The following is a 16,958-nucleotide window of genomic DNA, read 5'->3' as shown; positions in this document are numbered from 1 at the left end:
AACTACACTGTTTGGCCATTCAGGCACTTAGAAAGTTAAACGACAGGGTTAATTCACCCGTCGGGCGAGCCCGCTGATTTGGCTTCGCGCACGCGAAAGCGCCCCGCCCTTTCGGGCGAGGCGCTCACGAATTCCCGCATCGGGACGAAGGCCTACAGGTTGTCGCGCAGCCAGGCGGCGGCCTTGGCCACCGGCGAGGCGTTGGGGTCCATCGGGCGCTTGCGCACCTGGCCGCCGCTGAGGGTCTTGGGCGACACCACCTCGCGCGGACCGAAGGCCGTGCGATGCAGCACGCCGGCGGCGGCGCAGAAGGCCGGACCCGAGGCCGCGTCGGCCAGATGGGGCACTCGGCGCGGACGGCCCAGGCGCACCGGACGGTCGAACACCCGCACGGCCACTTCGCGCACGCCCGCCAGCTGGCTGGCGCCGCCGGTCAGGACGATGCCAGCGCCCGGCTCGACCGGCGCGCCCGAGGCCTTGAGGCGCTCGCGCAGCAGTTCCAGCGTCTCTTCGACACGCGGCTGGATGATGCCCTTCAGCAGGGACCGGGGCGCGATCACCGGACCGGCGCCCGGATCGTCGCCGCGCGGCGGGGCCTCGATCATCTCGCGGTCCTCGTTGGCCGAGGCGATGGCGCTGCCGTGCAGGGTCTTGATGCGCTCGGCGCCGGCGACCGAGGTCTGCAGGCCGCGGGCGATGTCCTGGGTGACGTGCCCGCCGCCGACGGCCAGGCTGTCGACGTGGCAAAGGGCGCCGTTGTTGAACACCGCCACCGAGGTCGAGCCGCCGCCCATGTCGATGCAGACGGCGCCCAGGTCCATCTCGTCCTCTTCCAGGGCCGCCAGGGCCGAAGCGAACGGCGCGGCGACGATGCCCTCGAACGACAGGTGGGCGCGTTCGACGCAGTGGGCCAGGGTGTGGAAGATGTTCTCGTTGACCGAGACGACCAGCAGTTCGAGACCCAGCGAACGCCCGAACATGGCGCGCGGGTCGCGAATGCCCTTCTGGCCGTCGACCGACCAGGCGATCGGCAGCAGGTGCACGGGCTTGCGGCCCGGCAGGCGCACCTGGGCCAAGGCCGAGGAGATGGCGCGCGACAGGTCGCCGTCGGCGATGGGCCGGGCGCCCAGCGAAACCTGGGTGTGGACGCGGTGGCTGGCCAGCTGGCCGCCCGCGGTGCAGACGCTGACCCCCTGGACGCTGACGCCGGCGACCGTCTCGGCGCGCTCCACGGCCTGGGCGATGGCCTGGGCGGCCTCGTCCAGATTGACGATCGCCCCGCCGCGCACGCCGCGCGACTGCACGTAGCCGACCCCGGCGGTCGTCAGGGTGCGATTGTCGCGGTGGACGCCGTCCGCCTTCATGATGAAGCACGTGACTTTCGACGCCCCCAGGTCCACGGCCGCGACCGCGGGCTGACGCACGAGCGTCGCCTTCAGGCCGTCACGGGCCTGTCTCCGGTCCTCAAGTCGCGACATGGTCAGGGTCACCTCAGTCCATCGTTTCTGTTCTTACGCCCCGTTGGCCACGGGCTGCCCTGGCAGCACGGTGTCACGGGGCCGGATCGCCACCATCTCGGGATCGCGCAGATCGATGCGCGCGAAGCCGAGATCGAGGATGCGTTGCCGCTGGTCCAGTTGATCCAATTGAATCAACGCGGATTCTTCGTCAATGGCCGGCAGCTGGATCAGCGAGCCGTCCTTCAGTCTAAGGTCCCAGCGACGGTCGTCGACGCGCACCAGCGCCTCGAGACGATCGCGCAGGCGCGGCCTGGCGTTGACCGCCGGCAGGATGTTGCCCGCGGCCTGGTCGGCGCCCTGCCCCACCACCAGCGGCAGGTGCGGGAAGCGCGCGGCGTCGGCCTCGCGGATGATGCGGCCCTCGGCGTCGATCACCTTCAGGCGGCCCGAGTGCTGCCACACGGCCAGGGCCGGGCGCTCCTCGACGGCGATCATCACGGTGTCGGGCAGCAGGCGAACCACCTTGGCCGACTTGACCCAACCCACGCCCTCGACGCGGGACTTGAGGTCGACGAGGTCCATGCCCAGCGTCGGCTGGTCCTGATAGAGGCCGCTGGCCTTGAGAATGTCGGCCTGGGCCGTGGCCGAGGCGCCGGTGACGTGCACGGCCTTCAGCTTGAAGCCCAGGTTGGCGAACTCGCCGTCGACGCCGTGGACCATGGCCTGGCCCAGGCGCTCGGCGCGGTGGCCGGTGGCCAGGGTGACGACCAGGGCGAGCGCCAGCGCGCCGCCGGCGACGCCCAGGGCCAGGCCGGGCGACACCCCGACCCCGCCGCGCGCGGCATGCAGCTTCCCCGCCGGCTGTTGCTGAGCCGGTCGAGCCTTGTTCGGACTTGCGGGCGCTTCGGCCCGGGGGCGCGCTGGCTTGCGCGGTCCCCCCCGCACTGCCGCGGGCATAAGCGTCCTCCACCATCAGACACTAGAAAAACGGAACCCTTGGGAGCCTCTCCCGGCCCGACCGTCGTTCGACGACGGAAGCCGGTTCGGGCGAAGCGCCTACGGAGGCGTAGAAAGGCCCGAAGGTCGTTAATGCCGTCATAACGAAGCGCCCCTCGCGTTACGCCTCGGCAACCAAGACGCGCACCATTCTGGGACAGGCATTAACCCCTCGCCGCCTTGCCGCACCAGGGTTTAGGGCGTGTTTTCCCAACCCAGCCGGGGCTTTGGGCCGTGATGCCGCGGCGCGGCAAATCTGTGGATGAGCACATAAAGTATGAACGGCGACGCTTGCGGCGTTTTGACTCACGCCCAGGTCGCGGCGACGCGTCGCACGCGCGATGAGCGCCAAGCCGCGTCCGCCTCAGACAACCGGCGGCCGCTCGGGGTCGGTCATCTCTCCGACGCCAGCCGCCACCAGTCGCGCATGCAGGTCGGCGGTTGTGTTGGCGCGGGCGAAATCCAGCTCGTCCTGGCCAGCGCCGACGCAGGACAGCAGAGCAACCGCCCCGACCTCAGTCCGGAAGCCGGCGGAAAAGGGGCGTCCCTGGGCGACGAACACGCCCGCGATCCCGCCCCGCTCGCCGAATTGGAACGGCGCGTTCACGCGGCTGCCCACCTCCAGCACCCGCGGTTCGCCGAAGCGGCCGTGGGCGATCAGCAGGTCGTAGGCGACCAGGCCATGCAGCAGCCGGATCGCGTCGTCGTCACGCCACGGCGTCTCGACCAGCAACTCGTGGCCGAGGCCAGGCTCGCCCTCGTCCGCCCAATCGTTGGAAAGGCCCGAACTGACGTGTAGCCAGGTCGGCCGCTCCGGCGTCGGGGCGAAGCGGAAGGCGCCGATGGTCAGCCAGCGGGGATCGGGCGTCCCCGCCTCGCCGAACGGTGCGAAGGCTTCCGGGCCGAGCGGAAAGATCCCCTCGCCGCCCGGGCCAAACAGGGCCGGATAGCGCGTCTGTTCCCGCTCTTCCCAGATGCGCTCCAGGCGCGACTTGCGACGCCAGAAGCCCTTCAAGCGATCAGTGCCCCGCCTTGGCCGGCGCGGCGGCGCTTAGAGCACGGAAGTCGATGTCGCTGTCGGCCACCAGGTAGACGAAGCTGGTCCAGGCCGCGACGTTCTGGGCCAGCTGGATCGGGTCGACCTTGTCCAGGGTGTCGTCGGCGGTGTGGTGGTAGTCGAAGTAGCGGCTGGCGTCCTGGTTCAGGTTCACCACCGGCACGCCCGCGCCCTCGATGGCCCCGATGTCGGCCCCGCCGTGGGCGGCGGGGTTCTGATCGAAATAGATCTTCAGCGGGTTCAGCACCTGGATGGCCGCCTTCATTGCCGGATGGCCCTCGGAGCCCCTGGGCAGTTGCAGGCTGTAGATGCGGTCGGCGCCCGTATCGCTTTCGCCGGCCAAAACGAGCTTTTCCAGGTTGGCCTTGTTGGCCGCCAGGAAGGCGTCGGAAGAGCCGCCGCTCTCTTCGGAGCCCCACATGACCACGCGGATGGTGCGCTTGGGATGCTTGGGCAGTTCGCCGATCAGCTTGGCGGCGGCCGTGGTGATGGCGATGCCGGCGGCGTCGTCGAAGGCGCCGGTGCCGACGTCCCAGCTGTCGAGGTGGCCGCCGATGACGATCACCTCGTCGGGCTTCTCCGAGCCCTTGATGTCGGCCGAGATGTTCCAGGCCACGTCGCCGGCGTCGAGGGTCGAGGCCAGCTTCAGCTTGATGCGCAGCGGGCCCTTCTTGGCCAGGCGCTCCAGCTGCTCGGCCTCCGGCACGCCGAGGGCGGCCGCGGGAATGGTGATCACGTCCGGGCCGTTGGTGGTCACGCCGGTGTGCGGCACGGTCGAGCTGGAGGTCGAGACCGAGCGGATCAGCAGGGCCACGGCTCCGCGCTTGGCCGCCTCGACCGGACCGGCGCGGCGCGAAATGCCCGCGACGCCGTAGCCGGCGCCGTCCTGGGCGCGGACCATGGGTTGGGTAATGACGACGATCTTGCCCTTGATGGCGCTGGCCGGCGCGGCGACCATCTCGGCGTAGGTGGTGAACAGCGCCACCTCGGCCTCGACGCCCTCGGCCGGGGTCGCCACCGTGCGGCCCAGGCCCACGATCGACAGCTTCATCGGATAGGGCGCGACCAGCTCGGCGCTCTCTTCGCCGCGCGTCCACGACGGCTTGGCGAACTGGTCGACCTTGATGTTGGTGAAGCCCAGAGCCTTGAATTTGGCCACGCCCCAGTCCTTGGCGCGTTCCATGCCCGGCGAGCCGACGAGGCGCGGGCCGATGTTGGTGGTCAGGTCCTCGGTGATGTCCCAGGCCAGGCGATCGGTCAGGGCCTTGTCGCGCAACGCCTCGGCGGTCTTGACGTCCTGGGCGTAGGCTTGCGGGGCGTGTGCGGCGCCCGCGAGCAGGGCGGAGGCGGCGACGGCGGTCAGCAGGCTACGGAACATGAGCAGGATTCTCCCCTAAGAGGCGCTTGTCATAGCACTGCTCTTCCGGTCGAGAACCCCGCTCGGCGCCCACTTTTGTCAGCAGTCGGCGGCTGTGGCGAAAATCGCCCCGTCAGGCGCGGGGCGCCGCGCCGAACAGCTTGTCGGCGAAGAGGTCCAGCGCCTTCTGCGACAGGTCGGTGTTGTTGAGGATCACCACCTGGTCGCCGGTGTCGAGCCGGTGGCCCAGCACCGAGCGGAAGCCGGCCGTGCGCCCGGTCTCCCAGCCCGCCAGCCTGGGCTGGCCGTCGACGGTCAGGGTGCGCACCCGCCCGCCCAGGGCGTAGTCCTGGTCGGGGACCAGGATGGTGGTCAGCGCCTTGCGCGAGGCTTCGCTTAGGAAAGGCGTGTCGAAGACGAGGTGGGCGGCGACGAGCAGGTCGTCGGCGGTGCTGAAATAGCCGCCGCCGGCCGCCATCACCGAAAGGCGCGGGTTCTCGCGCCGCGCCAGCGGCGGACCCGCATAGTACGAAGCCGCCACCCCGGGTTCGGCGTCGACGCGGCCGGCGCGGGTATGGCTCATCTTCAGCGGCCCTGTGGTCAGGTCCTCGACCACCGCCTGGAACGGCCTGCCCGTCGCCGCCTCGACGATGGCGGTGACCATGAACCAGTTGGTCAGGGCGTAGTCGAACTTGCTCCCCGGCGTGAACAGCGGCTCGCCTTGGCAGAACAGGGTCACGGCCTCGGCGGCGGAGATCTCGCGCTTGAGCACCTCCGGATCGGCCTTCAGGGCCGGGCTGAAGCCGTTGGGGACGCCGCTGGTGTTGGACAAAAGGTGCGTCAGGGTCACCGTCTTGCCGGTTTCCGGCCGCTGGTTCGGCAGCCAGGTCGATATCGGCGCGTCCAGCGACAGCTTGCCCTGCTCGACCAGCCGCAGCACGGCGATGGTGGTCAGCCACTTGGAGATCGAGGCGATCCCGTAGACCGTCTCGCGCGTCGCCGGCTTGCCCGCCTCGATGTCGGCCATGCCGAAGGCGCGGACGTAGGACGCCCTGCCCCTGCGCCCGATCATCACCACGCCCTGGAACTTCTGCTCGGCGACGAAGGCGTCGACCGCCGGATTGTCGGGACCCAGCTTGGCCGGCGCGGCCGCGAAGGACAGGCCAGGCGCGGCGCACAGCGCCCCGGCGGCGGCGAACAGGCCGCGACGATCGATCATAGAAATACTCCCCACGCTCGCCGCCCCCAGCGATGGCCGCGACCGTGGCCCAGGCCGCCGGCCAAGTCCCGTTAAGCTTTGGCAATGAGCGAACATTGGCATTCGACGAGAAGCGCTCTAGGTCTGGTGGCGACTTCAGGAGACCCCGATGCCCAAGCCGACGGTCGAACCGGCCGCCGACATCCCGCTCGACGCCAAGCTGCGGCCGACCCAGGCCCGCGCCCAGGACACCTACGAGGTGGTGCTGGTCACCGCCGGCGAGCTCCTGATCGAATCCGGCTTCGAGCAGCTGACCACCAACGCCATCTGCAAACGCGCCGGCCTGACCCCGCCGGCCCTCTATCGCTACTTCCCCAACAAGTACGCGATCCTCAAGGAGCTGGGCGACCGGCTGATGCGGCTGCAGGACGAGGCCGTGTTCGCCTGGATGGAGGCCGGCGGGCTGGAGGGCGAGACCGCCTCCGAGCGCGTGGCCAAGACCGCCGCCCTGCTGACCGACGTCATCGACATGACCCGCCGCTTTCCCGGCGGCGCGGCGATCGGCCGGGCCCTGCGAGCGGTGCCGATGCTGCAGCAGCTGCGCTTCGCCTCGCGCGACATGGTCGCCGGCCAGTTCGGCGAGGTTCTCGCCGGGCGATTCCCGTCGGCGCCCGCCGCGCGGATCCGCACCGCCACGCGGATGATGGTCGAACTGACCTACGCCGCCACCGAGATGGCGGTCGAGGAGCCGGGAGAGGACGCACAGGCCCTGGCCCGGGAGATCGGCCGGCTGTTCGACTGCTATTTCGAGACGTTCGACCAGGAGATTTGACAATCTCCTCCCCGCTGAAGCGAGGGAGGAGTAGGCTTGCAATAACGATAGTTTTTACTATCGTCAGTCCATCGCAGCGGGGGGAACGCCGATGGAGGGCTGGAAGAACTGGTCGGGCAGCGTCGTGGCGACGCCCAGCAGGATCGCCCGGCCGCGCACGCTGGACGAGCTGTCACGGCTGGTGGCGAAGGCCGACAAGGTGCGCGTGGTCGGGGCCGGCCACTCGTTCATGCCGCTGTGCGAGACGGACGGCCTGCTGCTGGACCTGTCGGAACTGGACGGCGCCGTCGAGATCGCGCCCGACCGCAAGACGGTCTGGGCCCCCGCCGGCTGGAGCCTCAAGCGCCTGACCGCCGCCCTGTGGGCCGAGGGGCTGTCGCTGATCAATCAGGGCGACATCAATCCCCAGTCCCTGGCCGGCGCCACGGCCACCGGCACCCACGGCACCGGCGCGGAACTGGGCAGCCTGTCGACCCAGACCCGGGGCTTCCGGCTGATCACGGCCGACGGTCGCCTCGTGGAATGCGACCCCGACCAGGAGCCCGAGCTCTTCCAGGCCCAACGCCTTTCGCTGGGCCTGCTGGGCGTGGCCGTCGCCATCCGCATCGACGTCGTCCCAGCCTATCATCTGGAGGAACGCGTCAGCCGCATGCCGCTGGCCCAGGTCGCCGAGCGGATCGACGAACTGGCCGCCGCCACCCGGCACATGGAGTTCTGGGTCTTTCCCTACAGCGACGACGTCATCTTCAAGACCCTGCACCCCGTTCCGGCCGAAGCGGCCGACGAGACCCTGGGCAAGAGCGGCGAAGGCGACGAGGACACCTTCCGCACGATCTGCGACCTGTGCGCCGCTCTGCCCGTCCTGACCGCGCCCCTGCAGAAGCTGATGATGAAGGTCGCCGGCAAGCCCGCCCGCCGCGCCGGCCCGGCCTTCGAGGTCTTTCCCTCCGAGCGCAACGTGCGCTTCGAGGAGATGGAGTACGAGATGCCGCGCGCCGCGGGCCTGCCGACGCTGAGTGCGGCCATGGCCCACATCCGTAAGCGCCGCCTGCCGATCACCTTCCCGTTCGAGTTCCGCCTCGTGGCCGGCGACGACATCTGGATGAGCCCGTTCAACATCGGCGCGGGCGCCTCGATCTCGTTCCACCAGTACGCCAGGATGCCGTGGAAGCCGGCCTTCGCCGAGATGGAGGCCGTGCTGGCCGACAGCGGCGGTCGACCGCACTGGGCCAAGCGCCATAACCTGACGACGGCCGACGTCCATCGCCTCTACCCGCGCGCCGCCGACTTCCTGCGGGTGCGAACGGCCTGGGACCCGACCGCCAAGTTCGCCAACGCCCACCTGGCCCAGCTGTTTGGGATCTGACCGATGACCGACATCGCCCTGCACGCCGCCCTCGTCGGCCAGCCCGGCTCCCGCGACCAGCTCAACACGCCGGTGCTGGTGGTGGATCGCGCCGCCCTGACCGCCAACATCGAGACCATGGCCGCCTTCGCCGCGTCCAGGGGACTGAAGCTTCGCCCCCACGCCAAGACCCACAAGAGCGCCGACATCGCCCGCCTGCAGATCGCAGCCGGCGCCGCGGGCCTGTGCTGCGCCAAGATCGGCGAGGCCGAGGCCCTGGCGGCCGAGGGGATCACGAGCGGCCTGCTGATCACCTCGCCCGTCGTCTCCGCGCCGGCCGTCGCCCGCCTGATCGCGCTGAATCTCGCGACGGAGGGCCTGAAGGTCGTTGTCGACCATCCCGACAACGTCGCCGCCCTGGGGGCCGCCGCCGCCAAGACCGGCAAGCCGCTGGAGGTGCTGATCGACCTGGACCCCGGCATTCACCGCACGGGCGTGGCCTCGCCCGACGCGGCCGTCGCGCTGCTCCAGGCGATCCAGGCCCAGCCGTCGCTGAGCTACCAGGGCCTGCAATGCTATTGCGGCGTCCAGCAGCACATCGAAGCCTTCGACCTGCGCAAGACGGCGCTGGAGGATCGCGGCGCCTACATCCGCGAGGTGATCGACGCCCTGACCGCCGCCGGCGGCGCGCCGGCCATCGTCAGCGGCTCGGGCACCGGTTCGCACCGCATCGACGCCGAGCTGGCGATCTTCACCGAGCTGCAGGTGGGCTCCTACGTGTTCATGGACGACCAGTACCTGGCCTGCGACCTGGCGGGCGACGGCGCTCAGGCCAGTCCCTACCAACGCTCGCTCTTCATCGACGCCCGCGTGGTCAGCGCCAACAGCCAGGGCATGGTCACCGTGGACGCCGGCTTCAAGGCGATGTCGACCGACGCCCAGCCGCCCCAGGTCGTCGCCGGCGCGCCGGAAGGCTCGCGCTACTTCTTCATGGGCGACGAACACGGGGCGCTGGTCCCTTCGTCGGGCTCGCCGCCGCCGCTGGGCGCGCGCGTCACCCTGGCGGCCCCGCACTGCGACCCGACCGTGAACCTCTACGACGCCTATCACGTGGTCGAGGGCGACACGCTGGCGGCCATATGGCCGGTCACGGCGCGAGGGCGGTCGCGGTAACAGCCCCTCGCCGTCTTCAGAAAAACCGCTTTGGCGTCGGGCGGGTTGAAGACTATCCATGGCGTCCGTTCCGGATCGCCATCGCATGACCACCGCCGCCCTCTCAGCCGCTCCCGCCAAGAAGCCCCGCCGCAACCGGCGTCGGCGCTCGGCGCGCTGGGCGCGTGCGGGCCTGCTGGTGCTGGCCGCCGGCGTGTCGCTGACGGTGATCGGCCAGACCACCTTCCGCATGCTCGACGCCCGCAACGCCGCCCGGGCCCAGACCGCCGCCCCGCTGGCCATGGACAATCCGCGCTTCACCGGCGCCATGCGCGACGGCCGCGCCTTTCTGATCACCGCCCGCCGCGCCGAGCGCGACGCGGCCGATCCCAACAAGGTCAAGCTGGTCGAACCGACCCTGGTGCGCGGCTACGGCGCGCCCGACGCCAGCAAGGTGACGTCCAAGGACGGGATCTACCAGGAAGCCCAGAACCTGCTGGTGCTGACGCAGGACGTGAAGATCGACAACGGCCAGGGCTACCAGTTCGCCTCGCAGGAAGCCCGCATCGACACCAAGACCGGCGAGGTCGTCGGCGGCGCGCCCGTCGCCGGCGCCGGTCCGCGCGGCAATGTCAGCGCCGACAGCTACAGCGTCAGCGACAAGGGCGACCGCGTGGTCTTCAAGGGCCGCGTCCGCACCCGCGTCCAGCCTACCAACTAGGCCCTCCGACCGATGACCGGCCTTGGCCTCCTGGACCAGCAACGGGCCCGCGCCACGCGCGTGTGCTTCCTCTACATCGCCCAGCCGCACCAGGTCTGGCACAGCCTGTCGACCGCCGTGGCCCTGGCCCGCGGCTGGCCCGAGGTCCGTGTCGAGATCGCCGCCACCTCGGCCGGACACCTCGACTATATCCAGGGCATGCTCGACGGCCTGGGCGGCGCACCGATCACCCTGCGCCTGCTGCCGCCGGCCTGGTTGCGGCGGCTGTCGAAGACCGCGCCGCCGCCCAAGGCGCTGATGCTGGCCCTGAACGCGGGCAGGCTGTCGGCCTATGACGCCGTCGTCACGCCCGAACGCACGACCGCCCTGCTGCGCAAGCTGGGGGTGCGCCGCACCGCCCTCGTCTACACCCAGCACGGCGCCGGCGATCGCGGCGGCCCGTTCGAGCCACGCCTGAAGGTCTTCGACCTGGTCATGGCCGCCGGTCCCAAGCAGCGCGACCGGATGATCGACGAAGGCTGGGTGCGGCCGGAAGCCTGCGCCATGGTCGGCTACCCCAAGTTCGACCTGGTCGACGCCCTTCCGCCCAGCGTCACGCCCGCCTTCGCCCGCCCCCTGCCGACGGTGGTCTACAACCCGCACTTCCATGAGACCCTGGGCTCGTGGAACGCGTTTGGCCTGTCGATCCTCGAGCAGTTCGGCGCCGACGACCGGTTCAACCTGATCTTCGCGCCGCACGTGCGACTGTTCGAGACCGCCTCGGAGGTCGACCGCCGCGCCGTCGCCCGGTTCGAGGGCCATCCGCGCATCCATATCGACCTCGGCGGCCCGGCCGCCTTCGACATGACCTACACCCGCTTGGCCGACCTCTATCTCGGCGACGTCTCCAGCCAGGTCTACGAGTTCCTGCGCGCGCCCAGGCCCTGCCTCTTCCTCAATCCCAGCCACGCCGGCTGGAAGGGCGACGAGAGCTTCCATCACTGGCTGTACGGCCCGGTGCGCGAGACCGCCGACGGGATCTGCGACGCGGTCGCCGCCGCCCTCGCCGGCCAGGGCGACTTCCTGGAGGCCCAGAAGACCGGCGTCGCCGAGACCTTCGACCTGACGTCCGTTCCCTCGTCGCAGCGCGCCGCCCGCGCCATCGTCGACCGCCTGGCCGTCCTCGACCGATGAGCCCGGCCTCCAAGGATGCGGCCAAGGTCAATCCCCTGGCCAGGATGCTGGCCAATGTGGGCGCCCTGCTCAGCGGACGGGGCCTGAACGCCGTCGTCGGCCTGGCCTACATCGCCGTCACCACCCGCAGCCTCGGCATCGAGGTCTTCGGGTTCCTGACCCTGATCAACGCCTTCGCCCAGGCCCTGGGCGAGATGGCCAAGTTCCAGTCGTGGCAGACCGTCGTGCAGTACGGCGCCAAGCCGCTGATGGACGGCGACCGCAAGACCTTCCAGCAGGTGATGCGCCTGGCCCTGGTGCTCGACGGCATCGGCGCGATCGCCGGCGTCGCCATCGGCGTGGTCGGCTGCCTGCTGTTCAGCCGCTACCTGGGCTGGTCCGACCACCTGGCGCCGGCCGCGGCGCTATACTGCCTGTCTATCGGGGTCATGACCTCGGCCACGGGCGTGGGCCTGCTGCGCCTGTTCGACCGCTTCCGCATGCTGGCCGCCGAGCAGGTGGTCTCCTCGGCGGTGCGCCTGATCGGCTGCGCCGTCGCCGCGTCGATGGACGCGCCCGTCGAGATGTTCCTGCTGGCCTGGGCCGCGGGCACCGTCGCCTCGTTCCTCTATGTCGCCATCATCGCCGTCTGGAGCCTGCTGCAGCGTGGACTGCTGGAGGGCTTCAGCCTGTTCGGTCCGCTGGGCGCGGGCCTGCCCGGCGTCTGGCGCTTCGCCTGGGCCACCAATTTCAGCAGCACCATCGAGGTCGGCTTCACCCACGTGCTGACCCTGGCCATCGGCGCGCTGGTCGGCCCGGCTTCCGCCGCCATGTGGCGCGTGGGCCGCCAGGTGGCCGACGGCATGGCCAAGCCCGCGCGCCTGATGCTGCCGGCCCTGCACCCCGAGTTCGCTCGCCTGCGCGCCCAGAAGGACGACGCGGCGATGCTGCGCCTGGCCCGCCAGATCGCGCTGATCGGCGGCGGCGTGGCCGGCGTGCTGCTGGCGGTCTGCCTGCTGGCCGGCCCCTGGCTGCTTAGCGTGATCATGGGCCCCGAGTACGCCTCGGCCGCCGGCATCATGAGTTGGCAGGTGGCCGCAGCCGCCATCGGCATCATGGCCCTGCCGATCGAGCCGATGCTGGTCTCGATGCACGCGGCCGGCGCGGCCCTGCGCGTGCGCGTCGTGGTCATCGCCATCTACTTCGCCGCCCTAGTGCCCCTGCTGCAGATCTTCGACCTGACCGGCGCCGGCGCGGCCCTGGTGCTGGCCTCGACCTGGATGGCGATCGGCATGTTCATCACCCTCCGGTCGCGTCTCGCAGCGGAAGCCGCCGCAGAGCGCGAGGACAAAAGCGACCCCGCGCGCGAACAGGCTTGCGCGGAACCCCGGAACGAGCGCAAAGGCGATCCGCAATGAATACGCCCACCGCTTCCGGCAGGACCGTCCGTCTCGCCGACTTTCCGACCCTGACCGCCGCCCTGGATTTCGCCGCGACCGGCGAGACCGGGATCAACCTGCATTCGCTGCGCGGCGAACTGGTCGAGGCCTTGACCTACGCCGACCTGCGCGAGCAGGCGCAGGGCCTGGCCCGCCGGCTGCTGGCCGCCGGAGCCCAAGGGGGTGTGAAGGTCGGCGACAGCGTCGCCCTGATCGCCGAGACCGACGGCGACTTCGTGCGCGCCTTCTTTGCCTGTCAGTACGCGGGCCTGGTTCCGGCCCCGCTGCCGCTGCCCGCGCCGCTGGGCGGCCGCGAGGCCTATGTCGAGCAGATCGGCCGCATGTGCGCCGCAGCCCACGCCAAGATCCTGATCGGCCCGGCCGGCATGGCCGAATGGCTGACGCAGATCGGCGACGCGGCCGGCCTCGCCTTCGCCGCGCCGCTGGCGCAGCTGCCGGAAGACGCCGGCGCGGCCCTGCCGGCGATCACGCCGGAAGATCCCTGCTACCTGCAGTTCTCGTCGGGCAGCACGCGCTTCCCGACCGGCGTGCTGGTGACCCACAAGGCGCTGATGGCCAACGCCGTGGCCATCACCCGCGACGGCCTGCAGGTGAAGCCCGAAGACCGCGCCGTCTCGTGGCTGCCGCTCTATCACGACATGGGCCTGATCGGCTTCCTGCTCAGCCCCCTGACCAGCCAGATGAGCGTCGACCTGCTGCCCACCGGCGCCTTCGTGCGCCGTCCGCTGCTGTGGCTCGACCTGATCAGCCGCAACGGCGGCACCATCGCCTACAGCCCGACCTTCGGCTACGAGCTGTGCGCCCGCCGCGCCGAGGCCGCGTCGATCGAGCACCTGGACCTGTCGCGCTGGCGCAGCGCGGGTCTGGGCGGCGACATGATCCGCACCGCCCCGGTCGAGGCCTTCTCCGAGCGGTTCGCCGCCGTCGGCTTCTCCGACAAGGCCTATGTGGCCAGCTACGGCATGGCCGAAGCGACCCTGGCCCTGTCTATGGCCCCGCTGGGCAAGGGCCTGCGGGTCGAGATCCTCGACATCGAGCGCCTGGAGCGTGACGACCTGGCCGTCAGCGTCGGCGCCGACGCGCCGCGCGCCCGGGCCTTCGCCCGCTGCGGCCCGGCCCTGCCCCTCCACCAGCTGGAAGTGCGCGACGCCGACGGCAAGCCGGTCGCCGAGCGCCACGTCGGCCGCATCTTCGCACGCGGCCCCAGCCTGATGGGCGGCTATTTCGAACAGCCCGAAGAGACCGCCCGCGTGCTCGACGCCGACGGCTGGCTCGACACCGGCGACCTGGGCTTCCTGGTCGAGGGCGAGATCGTCATCACCGGCCGCGCCAAGGACCTGATCATCCTCAACGGCCGCAACATCTGGCCGCAGGACCTGGAATGGACCGCCGAGCGCGAGGTCCCCGGCCTGCGCAGCGGCGACGTGGCCGCCTTCTCCGTGCCCGGCGACGCGGCGGAGGAAGAGATCGTCACCATCCTGGTGCAGGCCCGCGGCGGCGACGCCGACAGCCGCGCCGCCCTGGTCGAGACCGTGGCCGGCGTGCTGCGTTCGCGCCATGGCGTCGAGACCCAGGTCAAGCTGGTCGGCGCCCACGCCCTGCCCCAGACCTCGTCGGGCAAGCTCAGCCGCTCCAAGGCCAAGGCCGCCTACCTGGCCGGCGCCTACGAGCGCGCCTGAGGTGGACGCCGCCGCGCCGAGGACCATCGCCGTCACCGGCGCCACCGGCTTCCTCGGCCAGCACCTCGTCCGCGCCATCGCCGAACGGGGGCTCGCCCCCCGCATCCTGTCGCGCCGCGACCCGATCTCGCCGTTCTGGCGCGGGATCGAGCCCCAGGTGGTGCTGGGCGATCTTTCCCGCCCCGAGGCCCTGGCGCGCCTGTGCGACGGCGCCGGGGCGGTCATCCACCTGGCCGGCCTGATCAAGGCCGCCGACCGCGCCGCCTTCGACAAGGTCAATGTCGACGGCGCCCGGGCCGCAGCCCAGGCCGCGACGGCCGCCGGCGCCCGCTTCGTGCTGGTCTCCAGCCTCGCCGCCCGTGAACCGCGGCTTTCCGACTACGCCGCCAGCAAGCGGGCCGGCGAGGAGGCGGTGCTGTCGATCGCTCCCGACGCCCTGATCGTTCGCCCGCCGGCCATCTACGGCCCCGGCGATCGCGAGACCGTCGGCCTGTTCGCCGCCGCTCAGGGCAGCCCCGTCCTGCCGGTGCTGTCGCCGGCCTCGCGCGTAGCGATGATCGAGGTGCGCGACGCCGCCGCCCAGATCCTCGACCTGGTGACCGCCGGCCGCACGGGCCTGGTCTCGATCTGCGACTCGCGGCCCGACGGCTACGCCTGGAGCGAGATCATGACCGCCGCCTCCGTCGCCGTCGGCGCCCGCCCCCCTCGCCTGCTGCGTGTGCCCGAGGGCCTGATACGCCTGGCCGGGCACATCGCCGATGTGGCGAGTAAGGCCTCGGGACAACCATCGGTGTTCGGATCGGGCAAGGCGCGCGAACTGTCGCACCCTGATTGGGCGTTTTCGGACGATACTTCTCTTGCGCCGTCGCCGAGTCGTCACGATGTTGCCCGCGGCTTCGGCGAAACCGTCGACTGGTATCGGTCGGCTGGGTGGTTGTCGAAAAAATACAGCGACTAGTTCAATTGTGGCAGATATCTGACAGAGACACTGTTACGGTGCGGTCACAGTGCTTTGACGGGGGCGTCTGGCGTTTGGCATGGATACAGTGACAGATCTGAGTTTGCGTGAGATCGGGCTGGCGACGAGCAAGGTGCTCGGCCGGACGGTCGAGGTGACGAACGACACCCACATCGGCCGCGACCTGGCCGTGGACTCCCTCGCCCTCATGAACATCGTGATGGAGCTCGAGGACGCCTTCGACATCTCCATTCCGCTCGATCGCCTCGCCGCGGTGGAAACCGCCGGCGACCTCTCCAAACTGATCAACGATCTCCGAACCAAGGCTTGACCGATGGGTCTGTTCGACAAGCACCTGGCCTATCGCGACGCGTACAAGGCCATCCAGCAAGCGGGCGCCGACCCGTTCACCGTCCGCTTCGACGCCGTGGTCTCGCCGACCGAGGGCATCGTCGACGGCCGTCCGACCATCCTGCTGGGCACCAATAACTATCTGGGCCTGACCTTCGACGAGAAGGCGATCGCCGCCTCGGTCAAGGCGGTCCAGGAACGTGGCACCGGCACCACCGGTTCCCGTATCGCCAACGGCAGCTTCGAGGCCCACGTGGCCCTGGAGACAGCGCTGGCCAAGTTCTACGGCCGCAAGCACGCCATGGTGTTCACCACCGGCTACCAGGCCAATCTGGGCGTGCTGTCGACGCTGGTGGGCCGCGGCGACCACCTGATCCTCGACGCCGACAGCCACGCCTCGATCTACGACGGCTCGCGCCTGGGCCACGCCGAGGTCATCCGCTTCCGCCACAACGATCCCGAAGACCTGGCCAAGCGCCTGCGTCGCCTCAAGGACGTTCCGGGCGAGCGCCTGATCGTCGTCGAAGGCATCTATTCGATGATCGGCGACACCGCGCCGCTCAAGGAAATCGCCGCCGTGAAGCGCGAGATGGGCGGCTACCTGCTGGTGGACGAAGCCCACTCGATGGGCGTGCTCGGCGCCACCGGCCGCGGCCTGGCCGAAGCCGCGGGCGTTGAAGACGACGTCGACTTCATCGTCGGCACCTTCTCCAAGAGCCTGGGCGCCATCGGCGGCTTCTGCGTCTCCAGCCTCGACGACTTCGAGGTCATGCGGGTGATCTGCCGCCCGTACATGTTCACCGCCTCGCTGCCGCCGGCCGTGGTCGCCTCGACCCTGGTGGCGCTGGAGCAGATGATCGCCAAGCCGCAGCTGCGCGAACAGCTCAACAGCAACGCCTGCCGCCTGTACGACGGCCTGACGGCGCTGGGCTTCGTCACCGGTCCGGCCGCCAGCCCGATCGTCGCGGCCACCATGCCCGACGTCGAGCGCGCCATCGCCATGTGGAACGGCCTGCTGCAGTCGGGGGTCTACCTCAACCTCGCCCTGCCGCCGGCCACGCCCGACAGCCGCCCGCTGCTCCGCTGCAGCATCAGCGCCTCTCACACCCACGAGCAGATCGACCAGGTCCTCAAGGTGTTCGCCGAGGTCGGCACGGCGCTCGGCGTCATCGACGGCCAGCAGCGCGCCTTCGCCTGAGGCTCTGCGCACCGCGACCAGAAACGAAAAGCCCCGGTCGCA

Annotated in this window: 15 protein-coding genes; 10 read left to right on the top strand and 5 right to left on the bottom strand. The window is 70.4% G+C overall.

Features of this window, described 5'->3' with window-relative positions:
- Positions 1 to 152 precede the first annotated feature (152 nt).
- From ftsA to C1707_RS13340, 5 genes are all read right to left on the bottom strand, one after another.
- Positions 153 to 1,478, bottom strand: coding sequence for a cell division protein FtsA (ftsA, locus tag C1707_RS13360; protein ID WP_101711281.1), 1,326 nt, complete (start codon positions 1,476 to 1,478; stop codon positions 153 to 155).
- A gap of 33 nt (positions 1,479 to 1,511) precedes the next feature.
- Positions 1,512 to 2,417 carry a cell division protein FtsQ gene (gene ftsQ / locus C1707_RS13355; RefSeq protein ID WP_101711251.1) on the bottom strand — a complete coding sequence of 302 codons (906 nt, stop codon included), beginning with the start codon at positions 2,415 to 2,417 and terminating at the stop codon, positions 1,512 to 1,514.
- 403 nt (positions 2,418 to 2,820) lie between these two features.
- Positions 2,821 to 3,471 (bottom strand): suppressor of fused domain protein, encoded by a 651-nt coding sequence (locus tag C1707_RS13350; protein ID WP_101711250.1) that lies wholly within the window; start codon positions 3,469 to 3,471, stop codon positions 2,821 to 2,823.
- A gap of 4 nt (positions 3,472 to 3,475) precedes the next feature.
- Positions 3,476 to 4,891, bottom strand: coding sequence for a M20/M25/M40 family metallo-hydrolase (locus tag C1707_RS13345; RefSeq protein ID WP_420808197.1), 1,416 nt, complete (start codon positions 4,889 to 4,891; stop codon positions 3,476 to 3,478).
- A 112-nt stretch (positions 4,892 to 5,003) separates the two neighbouring features.
- On the bottom strand, positions 5,004 to 6,089 hold the full coding sequence (locus C1707_RS13340; protein WP_101711248.1) for a serine hydrolase domain-containing protein: 1,086 nt from the start codon (positions 6,087 to 6,089) through the stop codon (positions 5,004 to 5,006).
- Between the two features lie 148 nt (positions 6,090 to 6,237).
- On the opposite strand from C1707_RS13340, the gene C1707_RS13335 reads away from it, so the two are divergent.
- The 10 genes from C1707_RS13335 to spt all read left to right on the top strand — a co-directional run bounded on the left by C1707_RS13335 (position 6,238) and on the right by spt (position 16,916).
- Complete coding sequence (locus tag C1707_RS13335) at positions 6,238 to 6,900, top strand: TetR/AcrR family transcriptional regulator (protein ID WP_101711247.1); 663 nt, start codon at positions 6,238 to 6,240, stop codon at positions 6,898 to 6,900.
- A gap of 91 nt (positions 6,901 to 6,991) precedes the next feature.
- Entirely contained in the window at positions 6,992 to 8,266 is a 1,275-nt protein-coding gene (locus tag C1707_RS13330) for a D-arabinono-1,4-lactone oxidase (protein ID WP_101711246.1), read from the top strand.
- A gap of 3 nt (positions 8,267 to 8,269) precedes the next feature.
- Positions 8,270 to 9,418: a DSD1 family PLP-dependent enzyme gene (locus C1707_RS13325; RefSeq protein WP_101711245.1), complete on the top strand. Its 1,149-nt coding sequence runs from the start codon at positions 8,270 to 8,272 to the stop codon at positions 9,416 to 9,418.
- Between the two features lie 58 nt (positions 9,419 to 9,476).
- Positions 9,477 to 10,118, top strand: coding sequence for an LPS export ABC transporter periplasmic protein LptC (gene lptC, locus C1707_RS13320; RefSeq protein ID WP_240633691.1), 642 nt, complete (start codon positions 9,477 to 9,479; stop codon positions 10,116 to 10,118).
- A 12-nt stretch (positions 10,119 to 10,130) separates the two neighbouring features.
- Positions 10,131 to 11,291, top strand: coding sequence for a glycerophosphotransferase (locus C1707_RS13315; protein ID WP_101711244.1), 1,161 nt, complete (start codon positions 10,131 to 10,133; stop codon positions 11,289 to 11,291).
- Complete coding sequence (locus tag C1707_RS13310) at positions 11,288 to 12,688, top strand: lipopolysaccharide biosynthesis protein (RefSeq protein ID WP_123170752.1); 1,401 nt, start codon at positions 11,288 to 11,290, stop codon at positions 12,686 to 12,688. The genes C1707_RS13315 and C1707_RS13310 overlap by 4 nt, the downstream gene beginning before the upstream one ends.
- The gene (locus tag C1707_RS13305; RefSeq protein ID WP_240633690.1) at positions 12,685 to 14,409 is read left to right on the top strand and encodes a fatty acyl-AMP ligase; all 1,725 of its coding nucleotides are present in this window, start codon (positions 12,685 to 12,687) and stop codon (positions 14,407 to 14,409) included. The genes C1707_RS13310 and C1707_RS13305 overlap by 4 nt, the downstream gene beginning before the upstream one ends.
- 1 nt (position 14,410) lies before the next feature.
- A complete protein-coding gene (locus tag C1707_RS13300; protein WP_240633689.1) occupies positions 14,411 to 15,367 on the top strand; it encodes an NAD-dependent epimerase/dehydratase family protein in 957 nt (318 codons plus the stop codon).
- Between the two features lie 79 nt (positions 15,368 to 15,446).
- Positions 15,447 to 15,698: an acyl carrier protein gene (locus tag C1707_RS13295; protein WP_101711242.1), complete on the top strand. Its 252-nt coding sequence runs from the start codon at positions 15,447 to 15,449 to the stop codon at positions 15,696 to 15,698.
- Positions 15,699 to 15,701: 3 nt separating this feature from the next.
- Entirely contained in the window at positions 15,702 to 16,916 is a 1,215-nt protein-coding gene (spt, locus tag C1707_RS13290) for a serine palmitoyltransferase (protein WP_101711241.1), read from the top strand.
- Positions 16,917 to 16,958: the final 42 nt, after the last annotated feature.

The organism is Caulobacter flavus, from assembly GCF_003722335.1.
GTDB classification, from domain to species: domain Bacteria; phylum Pseudomonadota; class Alphaproteobacteria; order Caulobacterales; family Caulobacteraceae; genus Caulobacter; species Caulobacter flavus.
Note: the sequence above shows the minus strand (reverse complement) of the source record. Positions and strands in the feature narration are given on the sequence as shown.

Coding starts and splice junctions, on each gene's coding strand:
- ftsA (WP_101711281.1), bottom strand. CDS start 1,478: ATGTCGCGACTTGAGGACCGGAGACAGGCCCGTGACGGCCTGAAGGCG.
- ftsQ (WP_101711251.1), bottom strand. CDS start 2,417: ATGCCCGCGGCAGTGCGGGGGGGACCGCGCAAGCCAGCGCGCCCCCGG.
- C1707_RS13345 (WP_420808197.1), bottom strand. CDS start 4,891: ATGTTCCGTAGCCTGCTGACCGCCGTCGCCGCCTCCGCCCTGCTCGCG.
- C1707_RS13340 (WP_101711248.1), bottom strand. CDS start 6,089: ATGATCGATCGTCGCGGCCTGTTCGCCGCCGCCGGGGCGCTGTGCGCC.
- C1707_RS13335 (WP_101711247.1), top strand. CDS start 6,238: ATGCCCAAGCCGACGGTCGAACCGGCCGCCGACATCCCGCTCGACGCC.
- C1707_RS13330 (WP_101711246.1), top strand. CDS start 6,992: ATGGAGGGCTGGAAGAACTGGTCGGGCAGCGTCGTGGCGACGCCCAGC.
- C1707_RS13325 (WP_101711245.1), top strand. CDS start 8,270: ATGACCGACATCGCCCTGCACGCCGCCCTCGTCGGCCAGCCCGGCTCC.
- lptC (WP_240633691.1), top strand. CDS start 9,477: ATGGCGTCCGTTCCGGATCGCCATCGCATGACCACCGCCGCCCTCTCA.
- C1707_RS13315 (WP_101711244.1), top strand. CDS start 10,131: ATGACCGGCCTTGGCCTCCTGGACCAGCAACGGGCCCGCGCCACGCGC.
- C1707_RS13310 (WP_123170752.1), top strand. CDS start 11,288: ATGAGCCCGGCCTCCAAGGATGCGGCCAAGGTCAATCCCCTGGCCAGG.
- C1707_RS13305 (WP_240633690.1), top strand. CDS start 12,685: ATGAATACGCCCACCGCTTCCGGCAGGACCGTCCGTCTCGCCGACTTT.
- C1707_RS13295 (WP_101711242.1), top strand. CDS start 15,447: ATGGATACAGTGACAGATCTGAGTTTGCGTGAGATCGGGCTGGCGACG.
- spt (WP_101711241.1), top strand. CDS start 15,702: ATGGGTCTGTTCGACAAGCACCTGGCCTATCGCGACGCGTACAAGGCC.